Raw genomic sequence first — 24,232 nt, 5'->3', positions numbered from 1 at the left:
ATCCGTCCCCGGTATGCCGTCGTCGCACCGCCCCCTCCTCGCCGTCCTGTCGCTGCTCTGCCTCGTGCCCCTCGCCGCGAGTGCGGGGGAGCGTCCCGCGCGCATCGTCATCGACCCGGGACACGGCGGCGCGCAGGAAGGTGCGAAGGGCCCCGCCGAGCTGCGCGAGAAGGAAATCGCACTCCAGATTGCCCAGCGCGTGCGGGCTCGGCTGGAGGCGGCCGGAGGCGACGTGTACCTCACGCGCGAGCGCGACGCGCAGGTGTCCCTCACGGAGCGCGTGTCGCTGACCAACGACCACGCCGCGGACCTCTTCCTCTCCATCCACGCCAACTCCATGCCCACGAAGCGGATGCGCGAGCGCACCGAGGGCATCGAGACCTACTTCCTCTCCGCCAACGCCTCCGGCGACGCCGCGCGCGCGGTGGCCGACCGGGAGAACGCCGAGGCCCCCGAGACTCGCGCGGCGCGTGGGGACTCCACGCTGGCCTTCATCCTCCAGGACCTGGTGCGCACCGAGGCGCACGCGGACTCGTCCCGGCTGGCCTACTCCATCCACCCGCGCCTCATCCGCGGCACGCGCGCGGCGGACCGGGGCGTGCAGCAGGCGCCCTTCTTCGTCCTCTCCGGCGTGGAGTGCCCCGCCGTCCTCGTCGAGGTGGGCTACATCTCCCATCCGCAGGAGGGCGCGAAGCTGGGCCGCGCCGAGTACCAGGAGAAGCTGGCCGAGGCGATTGCCGACGGCGTGCTGGCCTTCCTGAAGGAAACGCGCCGGCGCGACGCCGCCCGCGAGCCCCAGGTGGCCGGCCCCGTGTTGCCGTGAGGGCAGGCGGGCGCGGAGATTCCACCCACGCGGCGCGGCTCTGCTAGAGAGGGGTGGCCCACTCCATTTCCCAGGAGCCTGCCGTGCGTTCCTTCCAACGTGGTGCGCTGGACCTTCGCCCCGTCATCCTGACCCCCGGTGTCTCCCGCTACGCGGAGGGCTCCGTCCAGGTGGAGTTCGGCCACACCAAGGTGCTCGTCACCTGCTCCACCGAGGAGCGCGTGCCGCCGCACCTGATGGGCAAGGGCACCGGCTGGGTGACGGCCGAGTACGGCATGCTCCCCCGCGCCACGCACTCGCGGAACCAGCGCGAGTCCGCCAAGGGCAAGCAGACCGGCCGCACCATGGAAATCCAGCGCCTCATCGGCCGCTCCCTGCGCGCGGCGGTGGACCTGGCGTCCATTGGCCCCCGCACCTTCACCCTGGACTGCGACGTGCTCCAGGCGGACGGCGGCACGCGCACCGCCTCCATCACCGGGGCCTACGTGGCGCTGGTGCTCGCGATGCGCTCGCTCCAGAAGTCGGGCACCCTCACCAAGACGCCCAAGCTCACGCCGCTGGCCGCCGTGTCCGTGGGCGTGGTGAAGGGCGAGGTTCGGGTGGACCTGGACTACGACGAGGACTCCACCGCGGACGTGGACCTGAACCTCGTGGCCACCGCGGACGGCCGCATGGTGGAGCTGCAGGGCACCGCCGAGCACCAGCTCTTCGACCGCAAGACGCTGGACGCGATGGTGGACGGCGGGCTCGCCGCGATTCAGCAGCTCGTCGCCGCGCAGGCGAAGGTGCTGGGATGACGAAGAAGCCCCGGCTGCTCTTCGCCACCACCAACGCGGGCAAGCTGCGCGAGCTGCGTGGGCTGGTGGGGGACGCGGTGGAGGTGGTGTCCCTGGCGGACCTGCCGCCCCTGCCGGACGTCGTGGAGGACGAGGGCACCCTCGAGGGCAACGCGCTGAAGAAGGCCCGCGAGTACGCGCAGGCCACCGGGCTGCCCGCGCTGGCGGATGACTCGGGCCTGTTCGTGGACGCACTGGGAGGCCGGCCCGGAGTGCACTCGGCGCGTTATGCGCCGGGGGACGACCGCGCCCGCTACGAGAAGCTCCTCACCGAGCTGTCCGGCGTGCCCGACGAGAAGCGCACCGCGTCCTTCCGGTGCGCGCTGGCGCTGGTGAAGCCGGGCGGCGAGTCGAAGGTGGAGGTGGGCCGGTGCGAGGGCCGCATCGGCCATGCGCCGAGCGGAACGCACGGCTTCGGCTACGACCCGGTGTTCATCGTTTCGGACAAAGGCCGGACGATGGCGGAGCTGGCGGCGGAGGAGAAGGCCGCGGTGTCCCACCGGGGTGCGGCCTTCCGGATGATGAAGACCCACCTGCTCGGCCTGTAGCCGGGCTGAATGGAGCGGTGTCAGGCACGTCGGCCTTGCACGTCCGTTCGCGATGGTTCAACAATGCCGGACTCTACTTCTCGGGGCGTAGCGCAGCCTGGTAGCGCACCTGCCTTGGGCGCAGGGGGTCGGAGGTTCGAATCCTCTCGCCCCGACTTGAAGTAAAGCAGTTGGAAGCAGGCGGCCCGGCCAGCTCCAGTAGCTCAGCTGGATAGAGCACCGGCCTTCTAAGCCGGGGGTCGCAGGTTCGAGTCCTGCCTGGGGCGCCAACCTGCCTGCCGTCACATTTGGCCTTGAATGGCCACGGTTTCCACGATAGGGAAGCCGCGCTTCAAACGCCGTAGCGCTGTCACGGCGGCCATAGCTCAACTGGTTAGAGCGCAGGACTGTGACTCCTGAGGTTACCGGTTCGATCCCGGTTGGCCGCCCTCCTTCACCCGCCCCATTTCGTGCTGCGCTCGTAGCTCAACTGGATAGAGCACCGGGCTTCGAACCCGGGGGTTGGGGGTTCAAGTCCCTCCGAGCGCGCTCCTCCTCTCCCGAGTCGAGCCACCGCCGCCGGGAGACGACGCAAGACGCGAAAACGCCCCCGCCGCTCACTCGCGACGGGGGCGTTTCTCATTTCACGCCTCGAGCGGTGCGGACGGGCTTCAGGCCTCGTGGGCCGCGCCGCTGCCGTTCTTCGAAGAAGCGGGGACGCGGCAGCGCAGCTCCGTCTCAGCCTCCAGCGCGGCCAGGTTCTCCCGCATCGCCTTGGCCCAGCGCGCCTTCGGCTGCTCCATCAGCTTCTCGTTGGCCATGTCGATGGTCTCACTCAGCTCCTCGTCGGAGAGCTCGGAGGCCGTCTTCCCCTTGTACGGGCCGAACGCCACCACCACGGCGCTCTGCTTGGGGCGGGGGGCCGCCTCCACCACCACTTCCTTCGCGAGCGGCTCCTCCACGGGCGTCGCCGCGGGGGCGTGCGCCGCCTTGCCGTGCTTCTTCGGGGTGACAGGCGCGACAGGCTCGACGGGCTCAGCGACGGGCTCGGTCTCCACCGCGGCCTGCCGGGCGGGCGCGGGCGGTACCGGCACGTCCACCTCCAGCGCCGCGGGCACCGCCTGTGCCTTCTCCTCCTTCACCGGCGCGGGGGCCAGGGTGGGGAAGGACGCCTTCACGGGGCCGGGCTTCGCGCCCAGCACCTCGTATGGGCCGCTGGCGTGGCCGGGCTCCTCGTGCGCGTGCGTCGGCTCGTAGTCCTCGGCCGGCATCTCCTCGCGCACGTACAGGCCGCCGAAGGCCTCCGGGTACGCCTTGCGCAGGGCCGCCACGCGCGCGCACTTCTCGATCATCGTCGTGGGAATCTTGGCCCACAGCGGCGTCTGCTGGACGTAGCCGCTGAAGTCCAGCCACACGACGACGGGCAGCTTCCCGTCGCGCACCACGCGGGACCAGGCGCCCACCAGCGCGCCCTTGCGCTTGGCCGGGTTGAAGCGGTGCACCACCTCGCCCTTGCCCTGGTCCACGATGATTTCGTCCTCGGCGAACACGGCGGACGCCTGGATGCCCCTGAAGTCCGGGAAGCGCTCCGCGCGGGCGAGCATGCCGGCCTCGGACGGCTGGAACTCGTACTTCGTCACCCAGTTGGGCCGCTCGCGGTTGCCCACGTTCTGCCGGCGCGCCACGCAGAAGGCTTCCTTGAGCAGCGGGTCCAGGCCGCTGCGCTTGCACTGCTCGATGAAGAGGGCGAACTCGTCCTCGCTGATGCCCTTGGGGCAGATGGTGCGCCGCACGAGCTCCGCGCGCTCCCGGCTCCACTGCCCCTGCTGCGAGCCCTGTCCCGTCGCGCCGTCCGCCTTGTGGTGGATGTTGGCTTCCGTCACTGTCGTCTCCTGCATACGCTCTTCGCGAAAAGGGCGGACGACCACCGTCCGCCCGCCTGGTTGCCGCGGCGGCGACCCTCGTGCTGCATGAGTGCCCACGAAACTCTCGTGCGCCTCGTGTCCCGGAGTGCGGCTCGCGCACGACGCGTCGTGCGGCCGGGACGAAAGGCGTGCTACGGCCATGTTGAACAGCGGCGGGGGGCGCTTGCTTCATCCTCGTCCGGAGCCGTTCCGGGGGCTGGCCGTCGGGCGGGCGGACCGGCGTCAGGCGCTGGCTGCACCGGCCGTCAGATCCTCAGCAGCGGGGGAATGAAGGGTGCCCGAAAATACTTTTTGACAGCACGGTCGGGCTTCTGTAGTTACCGCCGCCACCTGGACGCCGCGCAGGCGACGGACCGGGGCAGTGCCGGGAGCGTAGCTCAATTGGCAGAGCAATGGACTCTTAATCCATAGGTTGTGGGTTCGATTCCCTCCGCTCTCACTCCGGGGCCCCTTCAGAAATGAAGGGGCCCCGTTTTCGTTTTCCGGCCACTGCCGTCCACCCGACGTTTCGCGGTAAGACGGCAGGGCGCGCGACGCACCCGGGCGGGTGGCGGAACTGGTAGACGCGCCAGACTTAGGATCTGGTACCGCAAGGTGTGAGGGTTCGAGTCCCTCCTCGCCCATTTCGCGTTGACCCGTTCGTGCCTATCCCCTAAAGGCGCACGTCCCACTTTTCCGGCGCCGCCCGGGACGGATGTCCGCCGCGGCGACGAGCGAGGCCCGCATGAAGGTCCAGGTCGAGGAGCTCTCTCCCATCGAGAAGAAGCTCTCCATCGAGGTCGAGAACGCCCGCGTGGCGGAGGAACTCAACCGCGCGTACACCAAGCTCGGCCAGCAGGTGCGGCTGCCTGGCTTCCGGCAGGGCAAGGTGCCCCGCCGCATCCTTGAGCAGCGCTTCCGCGATCAGGTCGAGGACGAGGTCATCCAGCGCGTCGTCCAGGCGGCGTACGTGGAGGCCATCCGCGAGCACAACGTGGAAGTCGTCGCCAACCCTCAGGTCACCAACTCCGGTATCAAGCCGGACGCACCCTTCACCTTCGAGGCGCGGGTCGAGGTGAAGCCCAAGGTGGAGGCGAAGGACTACGTCGAGCTGCCCCTGGCCAAGGCCGACACCGACGTCACCGACGCGCAGCTGGACGAGCAGCTTCAGCGCATGCGCTCGTCCATGGGCCGCATGGAGCCCGTCACGGACCGCGACACCGCGGCCGCCAATGACCACGTCACCATCGACTTCGAGGCCACCGTCGACGGCCAGCCCTTCCCCGGCAGCAAGGCCGACGGCATCACCGTCCAGGTGCAGCCGGGCGAGCTGGTGGAGTCGAAGATTGCCGCCCTGGAGGGCGTGAAGGTGGGCGAGTCCAAGGACATCGACTACGCCTTCCCGGCGGACTACCGGGTGGAGGAGGTGCGCGGGAAGACGGCGCGCTTCCACATCACCGCGAAGTCCCTCCAGAAGGAAATCACCCCCGAGCTCAACGACGACTTCGCCAAGAACACCGGCATCGCCCAGTCGCTCGACGAGCTGCGCACCAAGATGCGCGAGGACATGCAGAAGGCGCGCAAGCAGCAGGTGGAGGGCGAGGAGCGCGAGGCGCTCATGAAGGCCCTCATCGAGCGCAACGCCTTCGAGGTCCCCCGCGCCATGGTGGAGCGCGCCATGGACTCCATGCTGCGCGGCGCCCTGCAGCAGCTGCAGCGCTCGGGCGTGGACCCCAGCCGTCTGAACCTGGACTTCTCCCGCCTGCGCGAGGAGATGCGCGAGAAGGCCGTCCAGGAGGTGAAGGGCACGCTGCTGTTCGAGGCCATCGCCCAGAAGGAGGGCATCCAGGCCAACGACGCGGACGTGGACGCCCGCATCGAGCAGCTCGCCGCCGAGGCCGGTCAGCCCGTCGCCGCCGTGAAGAAGTACTTCAAGGGCCCGGACGAGCGGCTCGGGTTGTCTCTCCGACTGAGGGAGGAAAAGACGATTGAATTCCTGAGGGGTCGGGCGAAGTATTCGTGAGGTTCTTCATCTGAGTTCGTAAGTCCTCTTGAGGTCGACATGCCCTTCATGCCCGTTCCCTACGTCATCGAGCAGACCCACCGAGGTGAGCGCTCGTACGACATCTACAGCCGGCTCCTGAAGGACCGCATCGTCATGCTGGGCACCGAAATCGATGACGACGTGGCCAACGTCATCGTCGCCCAGCTGCTGTTCCTCGAGTCCGAGGACCCGGACAAGGACATCAACCTCTACGTGAACTCGCCTGGTGGCTCGGTGACGGCCGGCCTCGCCATCTACGACACCATGCAGTACCTGAAGTGTCCGGTGTCGACCATCTGCGTCGGGCAGGCGGCCTCCATGGGGGCCGTCCTCCTGCTCGCCGGTGCCAAGGGCAAGCGCTACTCGCTGCCCTCCAGCCGCATCATGATCCACCAGCCGCTCGGTGGCGTGCGCGGCCAGGCCACGGACATCGAAATCCAGGCCCGGGAAATCCTCCGCATGAAGGCCAAGCTCAACGAACTCATCGTCAAGCACACCGGCCAGACCATCGAGCGGGTGGAAAAGGACACGGACCGCGACTATTTCATGGGCGCGACCGAGGCGAAGGCCTACGGCATCATCGATGAAATCCAGAGCCCCCGGAAGGTCGTCGGGCTGGGCAAGGAAGAGAAGAAGTAGGCGGATGTCCGAGGCCCCGGGTCTCGGAGGGCGGCCGGAGCTCGCGGGAATGCGTCCCCGCGACTCCGGCTTTCTCGTTTCTGCGTCGGTGGCACCGCCCTGTTAAGTACCTGGAAGGTGCGTGGACGTTCCGGACAGGGGCTGACTAGATTGGGCTGGAGGCAGGGGTTGGGGCGGTCTTCAGGCGTGGGGCCTTACAGGCGCAGCGAGGGATGACATGGCGGGCAAGAACGTGGAGAAGCGAGACAACCAGACCCTCTGCTGCTCCTTCTGCGGCAAGTCGCAGAAGGAAGTGAAGAAGCTCATCGCGGGGCCGACGGTCTACATCTGCGACGAGTGCATCGGGCTCTGCAACGACATCATCGCGGAGGAGATCGACCGCGAGGAGACCAAGGACACCAAGCTGCGCATCCCCCGGCCTTCGGAAATCAAGGCCGTGCTGGACGAGTACGTCATCGGCCAGGAGCGCGCGAAGAAGACGCTGTCGGTGGCGGTGCACAACCACTACAAGCGCATCGAGTCCAAGGTCGCCATGGAGGACGTGGAGCTCCAGAAGAGCAACATCCTCCTGCTGGGCCCCACCGGTAGCGGCAAGACGCTGCTCGCGCAGACGCTGGCGCGCATCCTCAACGTCCCCTTCACCATCGCCGACGCCACGTGCCTCACCGAGGCCGGCTACGTGGGCGAGGACGTGGAGAACATCATCGTCAACCTGCTCCAGGCGGCCGACCACGACATCGAGCGGGCGCAGCGCGGCATCGTCTACATCGACGAAATCGACAAGATTGCGCGCAAGTCGGAGAACCCCTCCATCACCCGCGACGTCAGCGGCGAGGGCGTTCAGCAGGCCCTGTTGAAGATCATCGAAGGCACGGTGGCCAACGTTCCGCCCAAGGGTGGCCGCAAGCACCCGCAGCAGGAGTTCCTGCAGGTGGACACCACCAACATCCTCTTCATCTGCGGCGGCGCGTTTGGTGGTCTGGACCAGGTCATCGAGCGGCGGCTGGGCGGGCGCAGCCTGGGCTTCGGCGCGGACATCCAGTCCAAGAAGCAGCGCAACCTCACGGAGCTGCTCAAGCACGTGGAGCCGGAGGACCTGCTCAAGTTCGGCATGATTCCGGAGTTCATCGGTCGCCTGCCCATCATCACCGCGCTGGAGGAGCTGGACGAGCCCGCGCTCATCAACATCCTCAACCAGCCGAAGAACGCGCTCACCAAGCAGTACAAAAAACTCTTCGAGCTGGACGGCGTCGCCCTCAAGTTCACCGACGGCGCGCTGAAGGCCATCGCCGGCGAGGCCATCCGCCGCAAGGCCGGGGCCCGCGGCCTGCGCTCCATCCTCGAGTCGGCCATGCTGGACGTGATGTACGAAATCCCGTCCCGCAAGACGGCCCGCGAGGTGCTCATCTCCGAGGAGGTCATCCTCAAGAAGAGCGAGCCGGTGGTGCTCCACTCGCAGGAGAAGGAGTCCACCGAGCCGAAGAAGGAATCCGCCTAGAGCGCGGACCTTGTGGCCCGCGTGAATCGCGGGCTGATGAAGCTTGACGGGGCGCGTCACGGAGCCAATGAGGCGGCTCCGGCGCGCCCCGCGCGTTAGCAGAGGGGCCGGGCGTTTCCTGCCCCACCACACTTTTTGTGGGACGACCCGGGGCCTTTCTGTATGTGCTGGGGCCCCATGAGAAAGCTGCTCGTCCCTGCGTTGCTGTCCCTCGTCGCGTGCGCCAGCCAGAAGGAAGCGGCGCGTGAGGAGCTTCCGGCGTCCGCGTCCGCGGCGCCGAGCGAACTGACACGGCCGGCCATCCAGGCGTCGGCCCAGGAGTCCTCGCGAATGAACTACCCGGCGACCCGGGCCGAGCCCGTGGTGGACGCGCTGCATGGCGCGCAGGTGGCGGACCCCTACCGGTGGCTGGAGGACGAGAAGGCCCCCGAGGTCCAGACGTGGATGAAGGCGCAGGACGCGCTGGCGCGCGGAGAGCTCGCGAAGATGCCGGGCCGCGACGCGCTCGCCAGCCGCTTCCGCGAGCTGTTCTACACGGACTCCATCTCCCCGCCGTCGCGCCGCAACGGCCGCTTCTTCTACGTCCGCACCCACAAGGACAAGGAGAAGTCCGTCGTCTACTGGCGGGACGGCGAGCACGGCACGGAGAAGGTGCTGTTGGATCCGAACACCTGGAGCAAGGACGGCACCCTCTCCATGGGCATGTGGGCGCCCTCGTGGGACGGCAAGAAGGTGGTGTTCTCCCAGAAGCCCAACGCCGCGGACGAGGCGGTGCTCCATGTCATGGACGTGGACACGGGCGAGTGGTCCAAGGTCGACGTGATTGAGGGCGGCAAGTACGCCTCGCCCAAGTGGACGCCGGACAACAAGGGCTTCTATTACGAGTGGCTGCCCACGGACCCGAGCATCCCCGTGGACGCGCGGCCCGGCTACACCACCATCCGCTACCACGTGCTGGGCACGGACCCGACGAAGGACGCGCTGGTGCACCCGCGCACGGGGGACCCCACCACCTTCCTCCAGTCCGACTTGAGCCGGGACGGCAAGTACCTCTTCGTCTACGTCATCCGCGGCTGGAGCGAGAACGACATCTACTGGAAGCGGCCGGGCGAGAAGGACTTCCGCCTGCTCGTGAAGGGGCAGGGCGCCAAGTACGAGCTGCAGGCGTGGAAGGACCGCTTCTACGTCACCACGGACGAGGGCGCCCCGCGCCAGCGCGTCTTCGCGGTGGACCCGGCGAAGCCCGAGCGCGCCGCGTGGAAGGAAATCGTCCCCGAGGACCCGGTGGCCTCCCTGCAGGGCGCCAAGGTCGTCGGTGGGCACCTGGCGATGGAGTACCTCAAGGACGCCACCACCGAGGTGCGCGTGGCCACCCTGGAGGGCAAGCCGGTGCGCACGGTGCAGCTGCCGGGCGTGGGAGCCGCTTCCAACCTGGTGGGTCTGGAGGACCTGGACGAGGCGTACTTCATCTTCACGTCCTTCACGACGCCGCGGCTCGTCTACAAGACGTCCGTCAGCACCGGGAAGTCCGAGGAGTGGGCCCGCGTGGAGCTGCCCATGGACCCGGACGCCTACACGGTGCAGCAGGTCTTCTATCCGTCGAAGGACGGCACCCGGGTGCCGATGTTCCTCGTGTACCGCAAGGGCCTGAAGCAGGACGGCACCGCGCCCACGCTCCTCTACGGGTACGGCGGCTTCAATGTGAATATGGAGCCCACCTTCCGGGCGAGCATCCTGCCCTGGCTGGACGCGGGCGGCGTGTACGCGGTGGCCAACCTGCGCGGCGGCGGCGAGTACGGGAAGTCCTGGCACGACGCCGGCCGCCTGGAGCACAAGCAGAACGTCTTCGACGACCTGCACGCGGCGGCCGAGTACCTCGCCCGCGAGAAGTTCACGCAAGCCCGGCGCCTGGCCATCTACGGCGGCAGCAACGGCGGCCTGCTGGTGGGCGCGGCGATGACGCAGCGCCCGGAGCTCTACGGTGCCGTGGTGTGCGCGGTGCCGCTCTTGGACATGGTGCGCTACCACCTCTTCGGGAGCGGCCGGACGTGGATTCCGGAGTACGGCTCGGCGGAGAAGGCCGAGGAGTTCAAGACGCTGTTCGCCTACTCGCCCTACCACCACGTGCGGCCGGACGTGCGCTACCCCGCGCTGCTGATGATGTCGTCGGACCATGACGACCGGGTGGACCCCATGCACGCCCGCAAGTTCGTGGCGGCGGTGCAGAACGCGTCGGGCAACCGCTCGGCTGCCCTGCTGCGAATCGAGGCGAATGCAGGCCACGGTGGCGCGGATCAGGTGGCCAAGCAGATTGAGTCCAGCGCGGATCTCTACGCTTTCCTCTTCCACGTGCTGGAGGTGCAGATGCGCCAGGGTGGGGTGGCTGCGCAGGGCCGCTGACATACCGGGCGGACGCCCGGGGAGGCTACGGGTGTTCCCTTGATGGCAGGACACCGTTCCCCAATCTTGAGGCGGGGAACGGCGCCCGAAATCGCCGTGTTATAGACGTGCTTCACCCCGTGTGCGCGCTCTCCAGGCGGGCAGGCGGGCAACTCTTCAATGGCCTGTCTCCCCGGCAGGCCAGCAGGTGGCGGATACATGTTCTTCGGACGTGACGACAAGAAGGAAGCCCAGAAGCGCGGACTCACAGTCCCGCTCTTGCCCCTTCGGGACATCATCGTGTTCCCGCACATGGTGGTGCCGCTGTTCGTCGGCCGGGAGAAGTCCATCGCGGCTTTGAAGGACGCGATGGCGCACAAGGGGCCGGACGACAAGGCCGTCATCCTGCTGGCCGCGCAGAAGAAGGCCAAGACCAACGACCCCACCCCGGACGACATCTTCCACTTCGGTACGCTGGGACACGTCATCCAGCTCCTCCCCCTGCCTGACGGCACGGTGAAGGTGCTGGTCGAAGGCGTGCGCCGCGCCCGGGTGAAGAAGTTCCACCCCAACGACGCCTTCTTCATGGTGGAGGTCGAGGAGGTCGAGGAGCAGACCGAGAAGAGCGTGGAGCTGGAGGCGCTCGTTCGCAGCGTCCACTCCGTGTTCGAGGCCTTCGTCAAGCTCAACAAGCGCATCCCGCCTGAGATGCTCATGCAGGTGGCGAGCATCGACGACCCGGCGCGGCTCGCGGACACCATCGTCGCGCACCTCTCGCTGAAGCTGAATGACAAGCAGGCCCTGCTCGAGACGGAGTCCCCGGCCAAGCGCCTGGAGAAGCTCTACGAGCTGATGCAGGGTGAGATCGAGATTCTCCAGGTGGAGAAGAAGATCCGCACGCGCGTCAAGAAGCAGATGGAGAAGACCCAGAAGGAGTACTACCTGAATGAGCAGATGCAGGCCATTCAGAAGGAGCTGGGTGAGCGCGACGAGTTCAAGAACGAAATCCAGGAGATTGAAGAGAAGCTGAAGAACAAGCGGATGAGCAAGGAGGCCACGCTCAAGGTCAAGAAGGAGCTGAAGAAGCTCCGGATGATGAGCCCGATGAGCGCCGAGGCCACGGTCGTCCGCAACTACATCGACTGGATCATCAGCCTGCCCTGGTACGACGAGACCCAGGACCGCCTGGACGTCACCGAGGCGGAGCGGGTGCTCAACGAGGACCACTACGGCCTGAAGAAGCCGAAGGAGCGCATCCTCGAGTACCTGGCGGTGCAGCAGCTGGTGAAGAAGCTCAAGGGCCCCGTGCTGTGCTTCGTGGGTCCTCCGGGCGTGGGCAAGACGTCGCTGGCGCGCTCGATTGCTCGGGCCACCGGCCGCAAGTTCGTGCGTCTGTCATTGGGCGGCGTGCGTGACGAGGCGGAGATTCGCGGCCACCGGCGCACGTACATCGGCGCGATGCCGGGCAAGCTCATCCAGTCGCTGAAGAAGGCGGGCAGCAACAACCCCGTCTTCCTGCTCGACGAAATCGACAAGATGTCCACCGACTTCCGAGGCGACCCGAGCGCGGCGCTGCTGGAGGTGCTGGACCCCGAGCAGAACCACAACTTCAACGACCACTACCTGGACCTCGACTACGACCTGTCCAAGGTGATGTTCATCTGCACCGCGAACACGATGCACAACATCCCCGGTCCGCTGCAGGACCGCATGGAAGTGATTCGCATCGCGGGCTACACGGAGCCGGAGAAGCTCTCGATTGCCCGGCGCTACCTCATCCCGAAGGAGCAGGAGGCCAACGGGCTGGCGGACGTGAAGGTGGACATCAGCGACCCCGCGCTGCGGACCATCATCCACCGCTACACGCGTGAGTCGGGCGTGCGCTCGCTCGAGCGTGAGATTGGCGGCGTGTTCCGGAAGATTGCCCGCGACGTGCTGAAGAACGGCAAGCGCGACATGGCGGTCGACCGGAAGCTGGCGATGAAGTTCCTGGGCACCCCGCGCTACCGCTACGGCATGGCGGAGACCGAGGACCAGGTGGGCATCGTCACCGGCCTTGCGTGGACGGAGCTGGGCGGTGAAATCCTCACCACCGAAGCCACCATCATGCCGGGCAAGGGCAAGCTCATCATCACCGGCAAGCTGGGTGAGGTGATGCAGGAGTCCGCGCAGGCGGCCATGTCCTACGTGCGCAGCCGCGCCGAGCGGTTCGGCATCGACAAGAAGGTGTTCGAGAACTACGACATCCACGTCCACCTGCCGGAGGGCGCGATTCCGAAGGACGGCCCCTCCGCGGGCGTCACCATCTGCACGGCGCTGGTGAGCGCGCTGACGCGCACGCTGATTCGGCGCGACGTGGCGATGACGGGTGAAATCACCCTGCGCGGGCGGGTGCTGCCCATTGGCGGCCTGAAGGAGAAGACGCTGGCCGCGCACCGGGCGGGCATCAAGACGGTCCTGATTCCGAAGGCGAACAAGAAGGACCTGAAGGACATCCCGCTGAAGATTCGCAAGCAGCTGCGCATCATCCCGGTGGAGTTCGTGGACGAGGTGCTCCGCGAGGCGCTGGTGCTGGAGAAGCCGGAAGAGTTCGGCCGCAAGCCCACCAGCGACGGCGCGAAGTCGACGCCGTCGTCGGAGCTGGCGTCCGCGTCTACTCCGGCCGTGGCCCCGGCGTAACGCCGGGCGGCACGGGTTGAAGGCCCCTTCTCGGGGGCACTGAGTTGAAGAGAAGCCAGGATGCCGGACGACCGAGGTCGCCGGACTCCTGGCTTCTCTCTTTCCGGGCTCCGGGCGCTTCGGGGTACAACGGGCCCCGGTGGCCTCCCGCGCTCGACTCCGGTGGACGTTCCTCGTGTTGGTCCTGGCGGCCACGGCCTGTGGGCCGTGCGGCTTCCAGCCAGACCCCGGCGTGAAGGTGGTGGTGCCGTCCATGCCCACCACACTGGACTGGAGCCACTCGGACCCGGAGAGCTGGGCGAACTATCCCGTCATGCTCGCCACCCAGCGCGGGCTCACCGTGCTGGGGGCGGACTACTCCGTGCAGCCCGGCCTGGCCGAGCGCTGGGAGCGTGTTACCGACGACCAGGGCCGCGAGGTCTACACCTTCCACCTGCGACCGGACGTGCGCTGGTCGGACGGCTCGCCGCTCACCGCGCATGACTTCGTCATCGGCTGGCGGCGCGCGCTGCGCGGACGTGAGCGCGGAGAGATGGTGGACCTGGCGGGCGCGGCCGACGCACTGGCGGCCCAGGAGCGCGGTGCCCCCGAGGCCGAGGTGCGCGCCGCGCTGGAGCGCGTGGGCGTGGAGGCCGTGGACGCGCACACCCTGCGGGTGACGCTGGCCCGGCCACGCAGCTACTTCCTGGCCCGCGTGGCCAATGTCTACATCTTCTACCCCGCGCCCTCGGCGGACCTGGAGGGGAAGTCCGACGAGGACGTGCGCGACTACTTCGACCGGCCGCGTGACGGGCGCCCGCTGGCACTGGGGCCATACCGGGTGGAGCGCTGGGACCGCGCCGGCGAGCGCGTGCGGCTGGTCTACAACCCGGCCACCGCCTTCCCTCCGCCGCTGCAGCCTGGCGAGACGCCCGCGCCCGTCATCACGCTGATGAAGTCTGAGATTGGCCCCGCGCTGTACGAGCGCGGCCGGGTGGACTTCGTGTTCATGGACAGCGCCGCGTCGCTGCGCATGCGCCGGCCGGAGGACCTGCAGCGCGAGCCGCTGCTGTCCACGTACTTCCTCGCCTTCAACACCGAGCGTCCTCCGCTGAACCGGCCCGAGGTGCGGCGCGCGCTGGCCCGCGCGCTTGACAGGGATGCGCTGATGGCCGGACTGCTGCCGGCGGCCCGGACGTCCAACGTGTTGCTGCCACCGGAGCTGCCCGGTGCCGCCACGCCCGAGGAGGCCGCGCGCCTGCCGAGCTACGCCCCCGAGGCTGCGAAGGCCGAGCTGGCCCGCGTGCCTGGGTTGGACCGGCCGCTGCGGCTCGTCTACCGGCAGGGCGACGGGTTCCTCCCGGAGGTGGCCATCGCGGAGCGCGTGGCGGCGCAGCTGGCGCGGGTGGGCGTGCAGGTGGTGCTGGATGCGCGCTCGGACTTCTCGGCGGAGATTGCGCGGCGCTCGGCGGAGGGGCCTCGCGTGTATGACCTGTATCTGCGCCGCCTGGGGGGGGACTACGCGCACCCGAACACCTTCTTCACCCTGTTCGAGAAGGAGGGCAACCACCAGACGGGCTGGGAGACGCAGGCCGGTGGCGAGCCCATGGCTCGCTTCGAGCGGCTGCTCGAGGCGGGCGACGGCGAGCCGGACGAGGAGAAGGCTCGCGCGCTGTATGCCCAGGCTCAGGAGGTGCTGGTGGGCGAGCAGGCGGTCATTGCGCCCATCTACCATCCGGACCGCTACTTCCGCGTCCGGGCTCGGCTGCGCGGGCTGGACGTAGACCCCTTCAACTTCCTCGCGCTGCGTGCATTGCGGCTGGCTCCCGCGACGGAAGCCCAGGCGGGAGTCGCCCCATGAGCCTGCTGCCGCGATGGTGCGTTGCCCTGTTGGCGGAATGGCTTCGTCTCGGGGATTCATTCGAGCTCGGGGGCGGCCCCGCCCGGCGCCCGGTGGACGCGGAAGGAACGTTCATTCCGCGAGCCCGCCGCCCGATGGAAGCGGAAGGAACGTTCATTCCGCGAGCCCGCCGCTCGGACGGGCGGGGCGGAGTGCCAGGGGCCTCTCGCGTCCTGAGTCAGACGCGGCGGGACACATGGTGGCTGTCGCGACAGCGCATGGCCTTGCTTGCGGGGTGGCTTTGCTTCGCGGAAGCGGGCCGCTCCGGAGTGACGCCATGAGGCTCGTGACGCAGCGGTTGGCTCGGCAGCTGGTGCTGGTGCCCCTCGTGGCGGTGGCCTCGTACTTCCTCATGGCCTCGCTGCCGCTCACCACGGAGACGGATGCCAAGCGGCAGGTCTCCAAGGAACTGGCCGCCTCGTACCAGCGCGACCTCGGCATCGGCGAGCCACTGGGCTTCATGCGTCCCTGGCAGAAGCTCTTCCGCGGCGAGCGGCTGGGCACCAGCGCGCAGGGCATCACCGGCGACGAGCTGCTGCTGAAGCTCTCCGGCAGCGTGGGCGTGGGGTTGATGGCACTGCCGCTCGCGTTGGCTTGGGCGCTCGGCTTCGCGCTGCTTCGCACGCGGTGGCGTCGAGGGAAGTGGGCGACACTGGGGGACGTGGTACCGGCGGTGGCCTTCGGCACGCCGGTCTTCATTCCCGCGCTGTTGCTGGCTCCCAGCGTGGTGGAGCGCGGGAACATGCTGCCGGAGTTGTGCGCGGCGCTCTGTACCTCGGTGTGGCCCGGCATCTTCCTGGGCACGCTGGTGGGGGACTCGCTGGAGACGGAGCTGTCTCGCGACTACGTGCGCACCGCGCTGGGCAAGGGCCTGACCTACGGCACGGTGCTCCGTCGTCACGTGCTGCCCAACGTGTGGCCCGCGATGCTCGACGCCGTGGGGCCGGTGGCCACCTCGCTGCTCGCCGGCTCGTTCGCCGCGGAGCGCGTCTTCGGCCTGCCGTACTTCGGCCAGCTCTACGTGCTGGCGGTGCTCAACAAGCAGGTGGCCGTCGTCGTGGTGGCCACCACCACCTTCGCGTCGCTGCTCGTCCTCGTGAGCCTCGCGGTCGAGGTGCTTCGCTACGCGGTGGACCCTCGCTCCCGGGAGGCCACGACATGAGCCGCGTTCCCTCGCGAGCCCGCTTCGGCCTGGCGCTCCTGATTGGCCTGGGCGTGCTCAGCCTCGTCGCGGGCCGCCTCTTCCCGGAGGCTCTCGCCAGCACCTGCCCGCTGGGCATGGACCCCACGCGCCCCGACCGCACCGTGTGCGAGCTCGCCTTCGGTGGGCTCTGGGTGTCCCTCGCCGTGGGCCTCGCGGCGGGCGCGCTGTCCACGCTCATCGGCCTCGCCGTGGCCGCGGTGGCGCGCCTCTCCGGTGGCACCGTGGAGCAGGCCCTGCTGCGCGCGGTGGACGCCGTCTTCGCATTGCCCGACGTGCTGGTGGTCATGGTGCTCCAGCTCGCGGGCCAGTCCCTCTCGGACGCGGGGGCGGGCGGAGGACTCGGCCCCTTCGGGCTCATGGTCGCTTCACTCGCCCTGGTCGGCTGGGCGGGCCCGGCGCGCATGTTCCGCAACCGGCTGGCCACGCTGGAGTCGCAGGAGTACGTCGCGGCCGCCCGGGCGCTCGGCGGGGGAGGGGTCCACCTGTTGCGCGTCCACCTGTGGCCCGCGCTGCGCCCCTTCGCGCTGGCCGTGTTCCTCAGCCGCCTGCCCGCCGCCATCCTCACCGAGTCCACCGTGAGCTTCTTCGGCATCGCTCGCATGGAGCCCATGTCCCTGGGCCGCTACCTGGGCACCAGCTACGCGGCCCTCATCTACGAGGGCGGCGGTCGCGTGGTGCTGCCCGCGTGGGCGCTGCTGGTGCTGCTGGTGCTCGGTGCCTCGCTTGCTTCCCAGGCGCTCTCGGCGGCCCCTCGCCGCGCCGCCTGAGGGAGGTCTCAGGGGTGGGAGAGGCACCTGCTCCCGTGGAATGCCCAACGTTGGGGGGTGGGTTTCCATCACACGGAAACCTTTTGCCCACCGGTGCACTCATGTCCCTCCCCACCGTCGAAGAGCTGCCCATCTCCACCGGCCACGACTCGAGCGAGCGCACCACGCGCAGCGACGACTTGAAGCTCGAACCGGCGCGCGGCGCGGTGCTCGTCGTCGAGGACGACCCGACGCACCGGGAAATCCTCGTGGAGATGCTCGCGGGCTGGGGCTACGAGCCGCTCCCCGTGGGCAGCGCGGAGGAGGCGGAGTTCGCCGTGCGCAACAAGCGCATGGACGCCGCCGTCGTCGACGTCTTCCTGCCCGGTCGCAGCGGCGCCACGCTCATGTCCAAGCTGCGCGAGCGCTTCCCCCAGGCGGTGCTCATCGGCGTGAGCGCCATGAGCGACGCGGCCATGGCGCGCAAGTGCAAGGGCCTGGGCGCGGACCTCTTCATCGGCAAGCCCCTCAACCCCGAGAAGCTCGCCGAGGCGCTCCAGTCCAGGCACACGAGCTGGCACTGACGTCGCCCTCATGCTGCGGGGGTGGACGGCCCGGAACCCGGGGTACGGGTTCCGGTTGCGCCGTCCCCGCGAACGGTTGATGCTCCTCTCGTGAAGAACCTTGCTCCCGGACTCCTGCTGGCCATGCCCCAGCTCGGGGACCCGAACTTCTACCGCTCGGTCATCTTGATGATCGAGCACGGGGAGACGGGCTCCATGGGGCTCGTCATCAACCGGGGGGCCCCCCTCACGCTCGGTGAGCTGGCGCGCGGCCAGAACATGGGCATCGCCTCGGCGCGGACGGAGCAGTCCGTCTTCGTGGGCGGCCCCGTGGAGCCGCAGCGCGGCTTCGTCCTGCACGATGACCCGGAGCAGACCGAGAAGCACCCGGTGCTGCCCGGCCTGTTCCTGAGCGTCACGCTGGACGCGCTGGGGCCGCTGTTGGAGAACCCCTCGCGGCGCCTGCGCTTCTGCCTGGGCTACGCGGGCTGGGGCCCCAAGCAGCTGGAGAGCGAGATTGCCGCCGGCTCCTGGCTCTTCGCCGAGGCGACCGCCGAGGCGGTGCTGGGCCTGGAGCCCTCGAAACTGTGGGAGACCACGTTGCGTGGCATGGGCGTGGACCCGGCCATGCTGGTGATGGGAAGGGGGATGAACTGATGCTCGACGCCGACTTCGTCAGGACTCGCATTCTCGAGGCCCTGCCGGGCTCCGAGGTGGAGGTTAGAGATACCACCGGGACGGGAGACCACTTCGAGGCGCGGGTGGTGAGCCCCGCCTTTGCTGGCAAACCCATGGTGCAGCAGCACCAGCTCGTCTATGCGCCCCTGCAGCAGTGGCTGAAGACGGGCGAGCTGCACGCCCTCGCGCTGAAGACCTATTCGCCCGAGCAGTGGCAGAAGCTCGGCCAACGCTAGCTAGAAGGAGACGCTGTCGATGACCCCTGAGCTCAAGGCCCGGCTGGAGAAGGAAACCCAGTCGCACAAAATCGTCCTGTTCATGAAGGGCAACGCCCTCTTCCCGCAGTGCGGCTTCTCCGCGCGGGCGCTGCAGCTGTTGCAGCCCTACGGCGAGGTCCACACGGTGGACGTGCTGGCGGACCCCGAGGTGCGCCAGGGCATCAAGGACCTCACGAACTGGCCCACCATTCCGCAGATCTTCATCAACGGGCAGTTCGTCGGCGGCTCCGACATCCTCATGGAGCTGGCCGAGCGCGGTGAGCTGGCGGACGTGGTCGCCGGCAAGTCCCCGGCCTGACGGGGCTCGCGGGCCTTGGGGGGAGGGGGAGACCGACTCCCCCCGGTGCGGCTAGAATGGTTCGCCGCTGCCCCGAGGAACCGCCGTGGTCACCGCAACACAACCCAACAATTCCGAGAAGCAGGACGACACCGTCGAAGCGCCGGGAACCCCGGCCGCCTCCGGGAACGTCCCCGTCGCCGATACCAATGCCGCCGTTGCGCTGAAGGACACCGCGCTCCCGGCCACCGCGCCCAACGTGGCGGTGGACCCGGACGACCTGGTGGCCACGGCGAAGACGCCCACCCTCATGGAGAAGGTGCAGGACTTCCGCACCCGCCACGAGAAGTGGGAGATGGCGGTCTTCTTCTTCGGCGGCTTCATCTACGACATCGTCTCGCTCAGCCGCATCGACGACACGCTGACGCAGGTGCAGAGCTTCGCGTACCTGCTCATCCTGACCTCGCTGCTGCTCTTGGAGCAGCGCTTCCCGGACGGCACGGAGCCGCCGAAGCTGCTGGCGAAGGTGTGGCGCTGGCGCGAGGACGCGGTGCACTTCTTCTTCGGAAGCCTGCTCAGCGTCTTCATGCTGATTCTGTTCAAGGCCACGTCGGGCTTCACGCCCTACCTGTTCGTGGTGGGCCTGTTCGCGCTGCTGGTGGCCAACGAGCTGCCGCGCTTCCGGCAGGTGGGCCCCGTCATCCGCGTGGTGCTGCTCAGCCTGTGCGTGACGCTGTACTTCGCGTGCCTCTTGCCCGTGCTGATTGGCCGCATGGGCTTCTGGGTGTTCCTGCTGGCCGTGGCCCTGGGCTGCGCGAGCGTCTTCGGGCTGATGCGCCTGATTGAGCGCTGGCGTCCGGACGTGGAGTTCCTGGTCCGCAACGTGGCCATCCCCGGCTTCGGCGTGCAGGGCGTGCTGCTGGTGCTCTACCTGGTGGGCGTGATTCCGCCGCTGCCGGTGGCCGTGCAGTTCGCGGACATCTACCACAAGGTGGAGCGGGTCAGCCCCGGCGTGTACCAGCTGTCCGCGGTGGACGACTCCGTCTGGTTCAAGCCGTGGACGTGGTTCGGCCCGGACTTCCTGATGCAGCCGGGCGACAAGCCGTACTACTTCTTCCGCATCTTCGCGCCCAAGGGCTTCGCGCCCTACAAGGTCCGCGTGCGCTGGTACTACGACCACCCCGACAAGGGTTGGACGACGTTCGGCAGCGGCTTCATGCTCAACGTGAGCAGCAACGGGACGGACGGCGGCTACCGCTCCTTCGCGACGACGTCCAACCTGAAGCCCGGCGACTGGCGCGTGGTGCTGGAGACCGAGGACGGGCACGAAATCCACCGCATCAACTTCTCGGTGGGCCCGGACGCGCGCCCCGAGCCGCGCCAGTACAAGCTGGAGTACTCCACCCTCAAGGTGATGAGTCCGCTGTCACCCGAGGACTGGGAGAAGACGCGCAGCAAGACGGCCACGCCGAAGCCCGCGGCCGGTGCAGCGCCCGAGCCGGCGCCAGGCGCGGTGGGGACGGAGCCCGGCGAGACGGCGCCGTAGCACCGTCCTCCGGGCCCTCAAGGGAGAAGGCCGCTACTTCTTCGCGGTCTTCCACACGGACTTCATCCACGCCTCCACGTCCTTCGCGGTGCGGGGAATCTTTCCGGAGAGGACCTTGCAGCCGCGCGCGGTGACGACGACGTCGTCTTCAATCCGCACGCCGATGCCGCGGTAGCGCCGCGGCACGGTGAGGTCGTCCGTCTGGAAGTACAGGCCGGGCTCCACCGTCAGCACCATGCCGGGCTGAAGCTTGCCGTACTTGTACGCCTCCTGCCGCGCCTGGGCGCAGTCGTGCACGTCCAGGCCCAGCATGTGGCTGACGTTGTGCAACGAGTAGCGCTTGTAGAACTGGTGCTCGTCCTTGAGTGCCTCCTCGGCGCTCTCCAGGATGCCGAGCGACTCCAGGCCCTTCGCCAGCACGCGCATGGCCACGCGGTTGGGCTCCATGAAGTCGTTGCCCGGCTTCACCGCGGCAATCGCCTGGTCCTGTGCCTCCAGCACCAGCTCGTAGATTTCGCGCTGCTCCTTCGAGAACTTCCCGGAGAGGGGCAGGGTGCGGGTGATGTCCGCCGTGTAGAGCGTGTGGCCCTCCACGCCCGCGTCCAGCAGGAGCAAATCCCCCGGGACGAGCGGCCCGTCATTGCGCGTCCAGTGCAGCACGCACGCGTGCGAGCCGCTGGCGGCGATGGTGCCGTAGCCCACGTCGTTGCCCTCCACGCGGGCGCGCAGGTTGAAGATGCCCTCCACGTAGCGCTCCGACTTCGCCGTCTTCAGGCCGCGGATGACGTCCTCGAAGCCGCGCTGGGTGGAGTCGATGGAGGCCTGCAGCTCGCGCAGCTCCTGCGCGTCCTTGAGCAGCCGCATCTCGGAGAGGGCCTGGGCCATGGCCTTGTCGCGCTCTCCGCCCTCGGGAATCGCGGTGTCCACCTTGGGCGAGAAGTTGCGCAGCACGCGCGTGGGCCGGCTGACGGCGCCGTGCAGGCCAGCGAGGTAGTCCTTCAGCCCGTCGAGGCCGCGCGCCTCGTCCACGCCGAAGCGGGCCTGGCTCTCCTTCACGCCCAGGCGCGGGCCCACCCACAGCTCGCCCTTCACGCGGTCCGTGAAGAAGGTGGCGTCACTGCGGCCCGGGTTGGGCTCCACGAAGAGGAGGTCGGTGTGGCCGCCGCCCTCCTTCGGCTGGAGGATGAGGACGCAGTCCGGCTCGGTGTTGCCGGTGAGGTAGTAGAAGTCGGTGCCCGGCCGGAAGCGGTAGTAGGTGTCGTTGGCGCGCACCTTCTCGTGGCCGGTGGGGATGATGAGCGTCTCGCCGGGGAACAGCTTGGAGAGGGCGCGGCGGCGGGCGCGGAAGGCGTCGGCGTTCTTCAGCTTGGGAGGCAGCTTCTTCGCGCCCGGCTTCCAGCGCTTCACCATGAAGTCGAGCAGGGCCGGGGGTGGCACCGTGTCGTGGCTGGCGGGCTTCGCGGGCGCGGCCTGAGGCTCGGAGGTGACGAGGGGCTGCTGCTCACCCACGGCGGGCTGCGAGGTGCCGTCGGCGGCGGGGGCGGTGGCGGAGGGGTTGGACGTGGCCATGGCGTGTGACTTTTCAACAGCGCCCGGCAACGCTTCAAGTCCGAGATGGCTCCTGACGCGGAGCAGTGTCCTCTCGCAGAAGGGCCACCTGCCCCAGGAGGACGGGGACGGCCGTCTCCACCCGGAGGATGCGCGGGCCCAGGGAGAAGGGGCGGAAGCCATGGGCCTCGAGGAGGTCGGCTTCGAAGGGGACCCAGCCGCCGTCGGGGCCGATGGCCAGCACCACCCGCTCGGCCGTGTCCGCCCCGGCCGCGCGCAGGGGCTGCTTCGCGGGCGGGTGGGGGAGCAGCCGGACGGCGCCCGGGCCGAAGAGGGCGGCCGACTCGTCCTCGACGAAGGGGCGGAAGCGCTCGCGGATGAGGACCTCCGGCAGGTGCGTGTCCCGGGCCTGCTCCAGGCCCTGGAGGAGCAGCTCGCGCACGAAGGCGGCGTCCAGCACCTTGGAGTCGAAGTAGCTCTTCTCCACGCGGGCCGCGTTGACCAGCACCACGCGGTCCACGCCTAGCGAGGCCACCGCGGGGAGGACCTTCTTGAGGGCTTTGGGGCGGGGGATGGCGAGGAGCAGGTCTACGCCCGCTCGGGGGGGCGGCGGGTCGGTGAGGGAGACGCGCAGGTGCAGGACGCCGGCGCTGTTCTCCAGCACCTCGCCGGTGCCGGTGAGGCCGCCCAGGCGGCCCACGCGCAGGGACTCGCCGGGCTCGGCGCGCAGCACCTCGCGGGCGTGCTGGGCCCGGCGTCCGGTGAGGCGGGCGGTGCCGTCCGGGAGGAAGTCCTCGTCGAAGAGCAGGAGCAGATTCACGGGGCTTCTGTACTCCGTCACCCGGGGGCTTGGGGGGGACATCTTGGGCCGGGACTCCAGGGTACGGGAGCCGTGGGTCGGCTGCCTCCCCGGTCGGCCTCCGCACGGCCTGTCGGCAGTGCTTGCCCCTCTCCGGGGCGTACCGTAAAGGCTGACTGTGCGTAACTTGTGTCTTCGCTGCCGCCGTCCCGAGAGTACCTGCTACTGCGCGCAACTGCCGCCCCCGCTGGAGACCCGGACGCGCGTCGTCTTCCTCCAGCATCCGCGTGAGCGGCGCGTGGCCATTGGCACGGCACGCATGGCCCGCCTGGCGCTGCGCAATGCCGAGCTGCACGAGGGCGTGGACTTCACCGACCACGCGCGGCTGGCGCAGCTGGCGGCGAAGCCGGAGTCGGTGGCCGTGCTCTTCCCGGGCGACAATGCCATCACGGTGGAGGAGGCCAGCAGGAATCCGCCGGAGACCATCATCGTCGTGGACGGCACGTGGCCCCAGGCGAAGAAGGTCGTCTCGCGAAACCCGCTGCTCGCCAGCCTGCCGCGCATCAGCTTCGTGCCCCGCCGGCCGAGCAACTACCGCATCCGCGCCGAGCCCGCGGACCACTGTGTCTCCACCATCGAGGCCGTGGTGGAGATGCTGGGCATCCTGGAGGGGGACCCGGAGCGCTTCGACACCATGCTCAAGGCCTTCGAGTACATGGTGGACACGCAGCTGGAGCGGCAGTCGCAGCGGACGTCGCCGAACCGCCGCCGCATCTACTTCGGCCCGTGGCGTCCGCCGCTGGAGCTGCGCACGCTGGCCGACCGCTTCGAGAACCTCGTCGTCTTCTACGGCGAGGCCAACGCGCACCCGACTGGAACGAACATTCCTTCCGAGTTGGTCCACGCGGTGGCCTGCCGCCCGGCCACGGGAGAGCGCTTCGAGGCCGTCATCGCCCCCGAGCAGCCGCTGGCGCGCAGCACGCCGCTGCACGTGGAGTTGCCCGAGGAGGTGCTGTTCGCGGGAGAGCCCCGCACGCAGGCGCTGGCGCGGTTCGAGGCGTTCCTCCGCCCCGATGACGAGCTGGCCGTGTGGACCACCTTCGCGCTGGACTTGCTGTGGGAGGGAGGCGTCACCCGGCGGCCGGCGCGCAACGTGCGACTGGCCACGGCGCGCGCGCTGAAGGGCAAGGCGGGCGGGGTGGAGCAGGCCATGGAGTTGCTGCAAGGACCGGAGGTGCCCGACTGGGCTCCCGGGCGCGCGGGCCGGCGCATCCGTGCGCTCGAGTCCGTGGTGCGCGAGCTGGTGGCGCGGGGGAATGCCACGGAGCCGCCGCAGAAGCTGCAGCGCACCGGCTCGGACGGCTGACCCCGGCGGCGCGCCGAGG

The 24,232-nt window shown here is 69.0% G+C and carries 20 protein-coding genes and 6 tRNA genes; 23 read left to right on the top strand and 3 right to left on the bottom strand.

From position 1 onward, the window contains the following. Positions 1 to 13 precede the first annotated feature (13 nt). The 7 genes from G4D86_RS21105 to G4D86_RS21075 all read left to right on the top strand — a co-directional run bounded on the left by G4D86_RS21105 (position 14) and on the right by G4D86_RS21075 (position 2,735). A complete protein-coding gene (locus G4D86_RS21105; RefSeq protein WP_163995782.1) occupies positions 14 to 823 on the top strand; it encodes an N-acetylmuramoyl-L-alanine amidase family protein in 810 nt (269 codons plus the stop codon). Between the two features lie 83 nt (positions 824 to 906). Further along, positions 907 to 1,620, top strand: a complete 714-nt coding sequence (rph, locus tag G4D86_RS21100; RefSeq protein WP_163995781.1) for a ribonuclease PH — start codon at positions 907 to 909, stop codon at positions 1,618 to 1,620. Beyond that, positions 1,617 to 2,207, top strand: a complete 591-nt coding sequence (gene rdgB / locus G4D86_RS21095; protein ID WP_163995780.1) for an RdgB/HAM1 family non-canonical purine NTP pyrophosphatase — start codon at positions 1,617 to 1,619, stop codon at positions 2,205 to 2,207. The genes rph and rdgB overlap by 4 nt, the downstream gene beginning before the upstream one ends. A gap of 81 nt (positions 2,208 to 2,288) precedes the next feature. Then, positions 2,289 to 2,362 (top strand) — tRNA-Pro (locus tag G4D86_RS21090). A gap of 37 nt (positions 2,363 to 2,399) precedes the next feature. Beyond that, positions 2,400 to 2,476: transfer RNA gene (locus tag G4D86_RS21085), tRNA-Arg, on the top strand. An 85-nt stretch (positions 2,477 to 2,561) separates the two neighbouring features. Continuing rightward, positions 2,562 to 2,635, top strand: a tRNA-His gene (locus tag G4D86_RS21080). Positions 2,636 to 2,661: 26 nt separating this feature from the next. Then, positions 2,662 to 2,735: transfer RNA gene (locus tag G4D86_RS21075), tRNA-Arg, on the top strand. 122 nt (positions 2,736 to 2,857) lie between these two features. Here the strand turns inward: G4D86_RS21075 and bet are convergent. Continuing rightward, a complete protein-coding gene (gene bet, locus G4D86_RS21070; protein ID WP_163995779.1) occupies positions 2,858 to 4,084 on the bottom strand; it encodes a phage recombination protein Bet in 1,227 nt (408 codons plus the stop codon). Positions 4,085 to 4,477: 393 nt separating this feature from the next. Here bet and G4D86_RS21065 point away from each other — a divergent pair. The 15 genes from G4D86_RS21065 (at position 4,478) to G4D86_RS20995 (ending at position 20,500) form a co-directional block, all read left to right on the top strand. Further along, positions 4,478 to 4,550, top strand: a tRNA-Lys gene (locus G4D86_RS21065). 102 nt (positions 4,551 to 4,652) lie between these two features. Beyond that, positions 4,653 to 4,734, top strand: a tRNA-Leu gene (locus G4D86_RS21060). 101 nt (positions 4,735 to 4,835) lie between these two features. After that, positions 4,836 to 6,113 (top strand): trigger factor, encoded by a 1,278-nt coding sequence (tig, locus tag G4D86_RS21055; RefSeq protein WP_163995778.1) that lies wholly within the window; start codon positions 4,836 to 4,838, stop codon positions 6,111 to 6,113. 39 nt (positions 6,114 to 6,152) lie between these two features. Beyond that, the gene (gene clpP / locus G4D86_RS21050; protein WP_163995777.1) at positions 6,153 to 6,773 is read left to right on the top strand and encodes an ATP-dependent Clp endopeptidase proteolytic subunit ClpP; all 621 of its coding nucleotides are present in this window, start codon (positions 6,153 to 6,155) and stop codon (positions 6,771 to 6,773) included. Between the two features lie 217 nt (positions 6,774 to 6,990). After that, the gene (gene clpX, locus G4D86_RS21045; RefSeq protein WP_163995776.1) at positions 6,991 to 8,271 is read left to right on the top strand and encodes an ATP-dependent Clp protease ATP-binding subunit ClpX; all 1,281 of its coding nucleotides are present in this window, start codon (positions 6,991 to 6,993) and stop codon (positions 8,269 to 8,271) included. 177 nt (positions 8,272 to 8,448) lie between these two features. Next, positions 8,449 to 10,671 carry a prolyl oligopeptidase family serine peptidase gene (locus tag G4D86_RS21040; RefSeq protein WP_205519665.1) on the top strand — a complete coding sequence of 741 codons (2,223 nt, stop codon included), beginning with the start codon at positions 8,449 to 8,451 and terminating at the stop codon, positions 10,669 to 10,671. 198 nt (positions 10,672 to 10,869) lie between these two features. After that, positions 10,870 to 13,329, top strand: coding sequence for an endopeptidase La (gene lon / locus G4D86_RS21035; protein WP_163995775.1), 2,460 nt, complete (start codon positions 10,870 to 10,872; stop codon positions 13,327 to 13,329). Between the two features lie 253 nt (positions 13,330 to 13,582). Then, the gene (locus G4D86_RS21030; protein WP_240360401.1) at positions 13,583 to 15,169 is read left to right on the top strand and encodes a peptide ABC transporter substrate-binding protein; all 1,587 of its coding nucleotides are present in this window, start codon (positions 13,583 to 13,585) and stop codon (positions 15,167 to 15,169) included. 316 nt (positions 15,170 to 15,485) lie between these two features. Further along, entirely contained in the window at positions 15,486 to 16,370 is an 885-nt protein-coding gene (locus G4D86_RS21025; RefSeq protein WP_163995773.1) for an ABC transporter permease subunit, read from the top strand. Beyond that, complete coding sequence (locus G4D86_RS21020) at positions 16,367 to 17,179, top strand: ABC transporter permease subunit (RefSeq protein ID WP_163995772.1); 813 nt, start codon at positions 16,367 to 16,369, stop codon at positions 17,177 to 17,179. Before G4D86_RS21025 ends, G4D86_RS21020 begins: the two co-directional genes overlap by 4 nt. Positions 17,180 to 17,280: 101 nt before the next feature. Beyond that, positions 17,281 to 17,742, top strand: coding sequence for a response regulator (locus G4D86_RS21015; RefSeq protein WP_163995771.1), 462 nt, complete (start codon positions 17,281 to 17,283; stop codon positions 17,740 to 17,742). A 90-nt stretch (positions 17,743 to 17,832) separates the two neighbouring features. Beyond that, complete coding sequence (locus G4D86_RS21010) at positions 17,833 to 18,378, top strand: YqgE/AlgH family protein (RefSeq protein ID WP_163995770.1); 546 nt, start codon at positions 17,833 to 17,835, stop codon at positions 18,376 to 18,378. Then, positions 18,378 to 18,635 carry a BolA family protein gene (locus G4D86_RS21005; protein WP_163995769.1) on the top strand — a complete coding sequence of 86 codons (258 nt, stop codon included), beginning with the start codon at positions 18,378 to 18,380 and terminating at the stop codon, positions 18,633 to 18,635. The genes G4D86_RS21010 and G4D86_RS21005 overlap by 1 nt, the downstream gene beginning before the upstream one ends. Positions 18,636 to 18,654: 19 nt before the next feature. After that, a complete protein-coding gene (gene grxD / locus G4D86_RS21000; protein ID WP_163995768.1) occupies positions 18,655 to 18,975 on the top strand; it encodes a Grx4 family monothiol glutaredoxin in 321 nt (106 codons plus the stop codon). 85 nt (positions 18,976 to 19,060) lie between these two features. Further along, on the top strand, positions 19,061 to 20,500 hold the full coding sequence (locus G4D86_RS20995) for a DUF2914 domain-containing protein (protein WP_163995767.1): 1,440 nt from the start codon (positions 19,061 to 19,063) through the stop codon (positions 20,498 to 20,500). A gap of 33 nt (positions 20,501 to 20,533) precedes the next feature. Here G4D86_RS20995 and G4D86_RS20990 read toward each other — a convergent pair whose 3' ends face one another. Both G4D86_RS20990 and G4D86_RS20985 read right to left on the bottom strand, forming a co-directional pair. Further along, a complete protein-coding gene (locus G4D86_RS20990) occupies positions 20,534 to 22,069 on the bottom strand; it encodes an aminopeptidase P family protein (protein ID WP_163995766.1) in 1,536 nt (511 codons plus the stop codon). A gap of 34 nt (positions 22,070 to 22,103) precedes the next feature. Continuing rightward, a complete protein-coding gene (locus G4D86_RS20985) occupies positions 22,104 to 22,868 on the bottom strand; it encodes a 16S rRNA (uracil(1498)-N(3))-methyltransferase (RefSeq protein ID WP_163995765.1) in 765 nt (254 codons plus the stop codon). Between the two features lie 151 nt (positions 22,869 to 23,019). Between G4D86_RS20985 and G4D86_RS20980 the strand changes: the two genes are divergently transcribed. Beyond that, a complete protein-coding gene (locus G4D86_RS20980) occupies positions 23,020 to 24,213 on the top strand; it encodes a tRNA-uridine aminocarboxypropyltransferase (RefSeq protein WP_163995987.1) in 1,194 nt (397 codons plus the stop codon). Positions 24,214 to 24,232: the final 19 nt, after the last annotated feature.

This window comes from Pyxidicoccus caerfyrddinensis (assembly GCF_010894405.1).
In the GTDB taxonomy this organism is placed as follows: domain Bacteria; phylum Myxococcota; class Myxococcia; order Myxococcales; family Myxococcaceae; genus Myxococcus; species Myxococcus caerfyrddinensis.
Note: the sequence above shows the minus strand (reverse complement) of the source record. Positions and strands in the feature narration are given on the sequence as shown.

What these genes read in the sequence shown, in the direction of transcription:
- G4D86_RS21105 (WP_163995782.1), top strand. Translation starts at nt 14, where the DNA reads ATGCCGTCGTCGCACCGCCCCCTCCTCGCCGTCCTGTCGCTGCTCTGC.
- rdgB (WP_163995780.1), top strand. Translation starts at nt 1,617, where the DNA reads ATGACGAAGAAGCCCCGGCTGCTCTTCGCCACCACCAACGCGGGCAAG.
- bet (WP_163995779.1), bottom strand. Translation starts at nt 4,084, where the DNA reads ATGCAGGAGACGACAGTGACGGAAGCCAACATCCACCACAAGGCGGAC.
- tig (WP_163995778.1), top strand. Translation starts at nt 4,836, where the DNA reads ATGAAGGTCCAGGTCGAGGAGCTCTCTCCCATCGAGAAGAAGCTCTCC.
- clpP (WP_163995777.1), top strand. Translation starts at nt 6,153, where the DNA reads ATGCCCTTCATGCCCGTTCCCTACGTCATCGAGCAGACCCACCGAGGT.
- clpX (WP_163995776.1), top strand. Translation starts at nt 6,991, where the DNA reads ATGGCGGGCAAGAACGTGGAGAAGCGAGACAACCAGACCCTCTGCTGC.
- G4D86_RS21040 (WP_205519665.1), top strand. Translation starts at nt 8,449, where the DNA reads ATGAGAAAGCTGCTCGTCCCTGCGTTGCTGTCCCTCGTCGCGTGCGCC.
- lon (WP_163995775.1), top strand. Translation starts at nt 10,870, where the DNA reads ATGTTCTTCGGACGTGACGACAAGAAGGAAGCCCAGAAGCGCGGACTC.
- G4D86_RS21030 (WP_240360401.1), top strand. Translation starts at nt 13,583, where the DNA reads ATGCCCACCACACTGGACTGGAGCCACTCGGACCCGGAGAGCTGGGCG.
- G4D86_RS21025 (WP_163995773.1), top strand. Translation starts at nt 15,486, where the DNA reads ATGAGGCTCGTGACGCAGCGGTTGGCTCGGCAGCTGGTGCTGGTGCCC.
- G4D86_RS21020 (WP_163995772.1), top strand. Translation starts at nt 16,367, where the DNA reads ATGAGCCGCGTTCCCTCGCGAGCCCGCTTCGGCCTGGCGCTCCTGATT.
- G4D86_RS21015 (WP_163995771.1), top strand. Translation starts at nt 17,281, where the DNA reads ATGTCCCTCCCCACCGTCGAAGAGCTGCCCATCTCCACCGGCCACGAC.
- G4D86_RS21005 (WP_163995769.1), top strand. Translation starts at nt 18,378, where the DNA reads ATGCTCGACGCCGACTTCGTCAGGACTCGCATTCTCGAGGCCCTGCCG.
- grxD (WP_163995768.1), top strand. Translation starts at nt 18,655, where the DNA reads ATGACCCCTGAGCTCAAGGCCCGGCTGGAGAAGGAAACCCAGTCGCAC.
- G4D86_RS20990 (WP_163995766.1), bottom strand. Translation starts at nt 22,069, where the DNA reads ATGGCCACGTCCAACCCCTCCGCCACCGCCCCCGCCGCCGACGGCACC.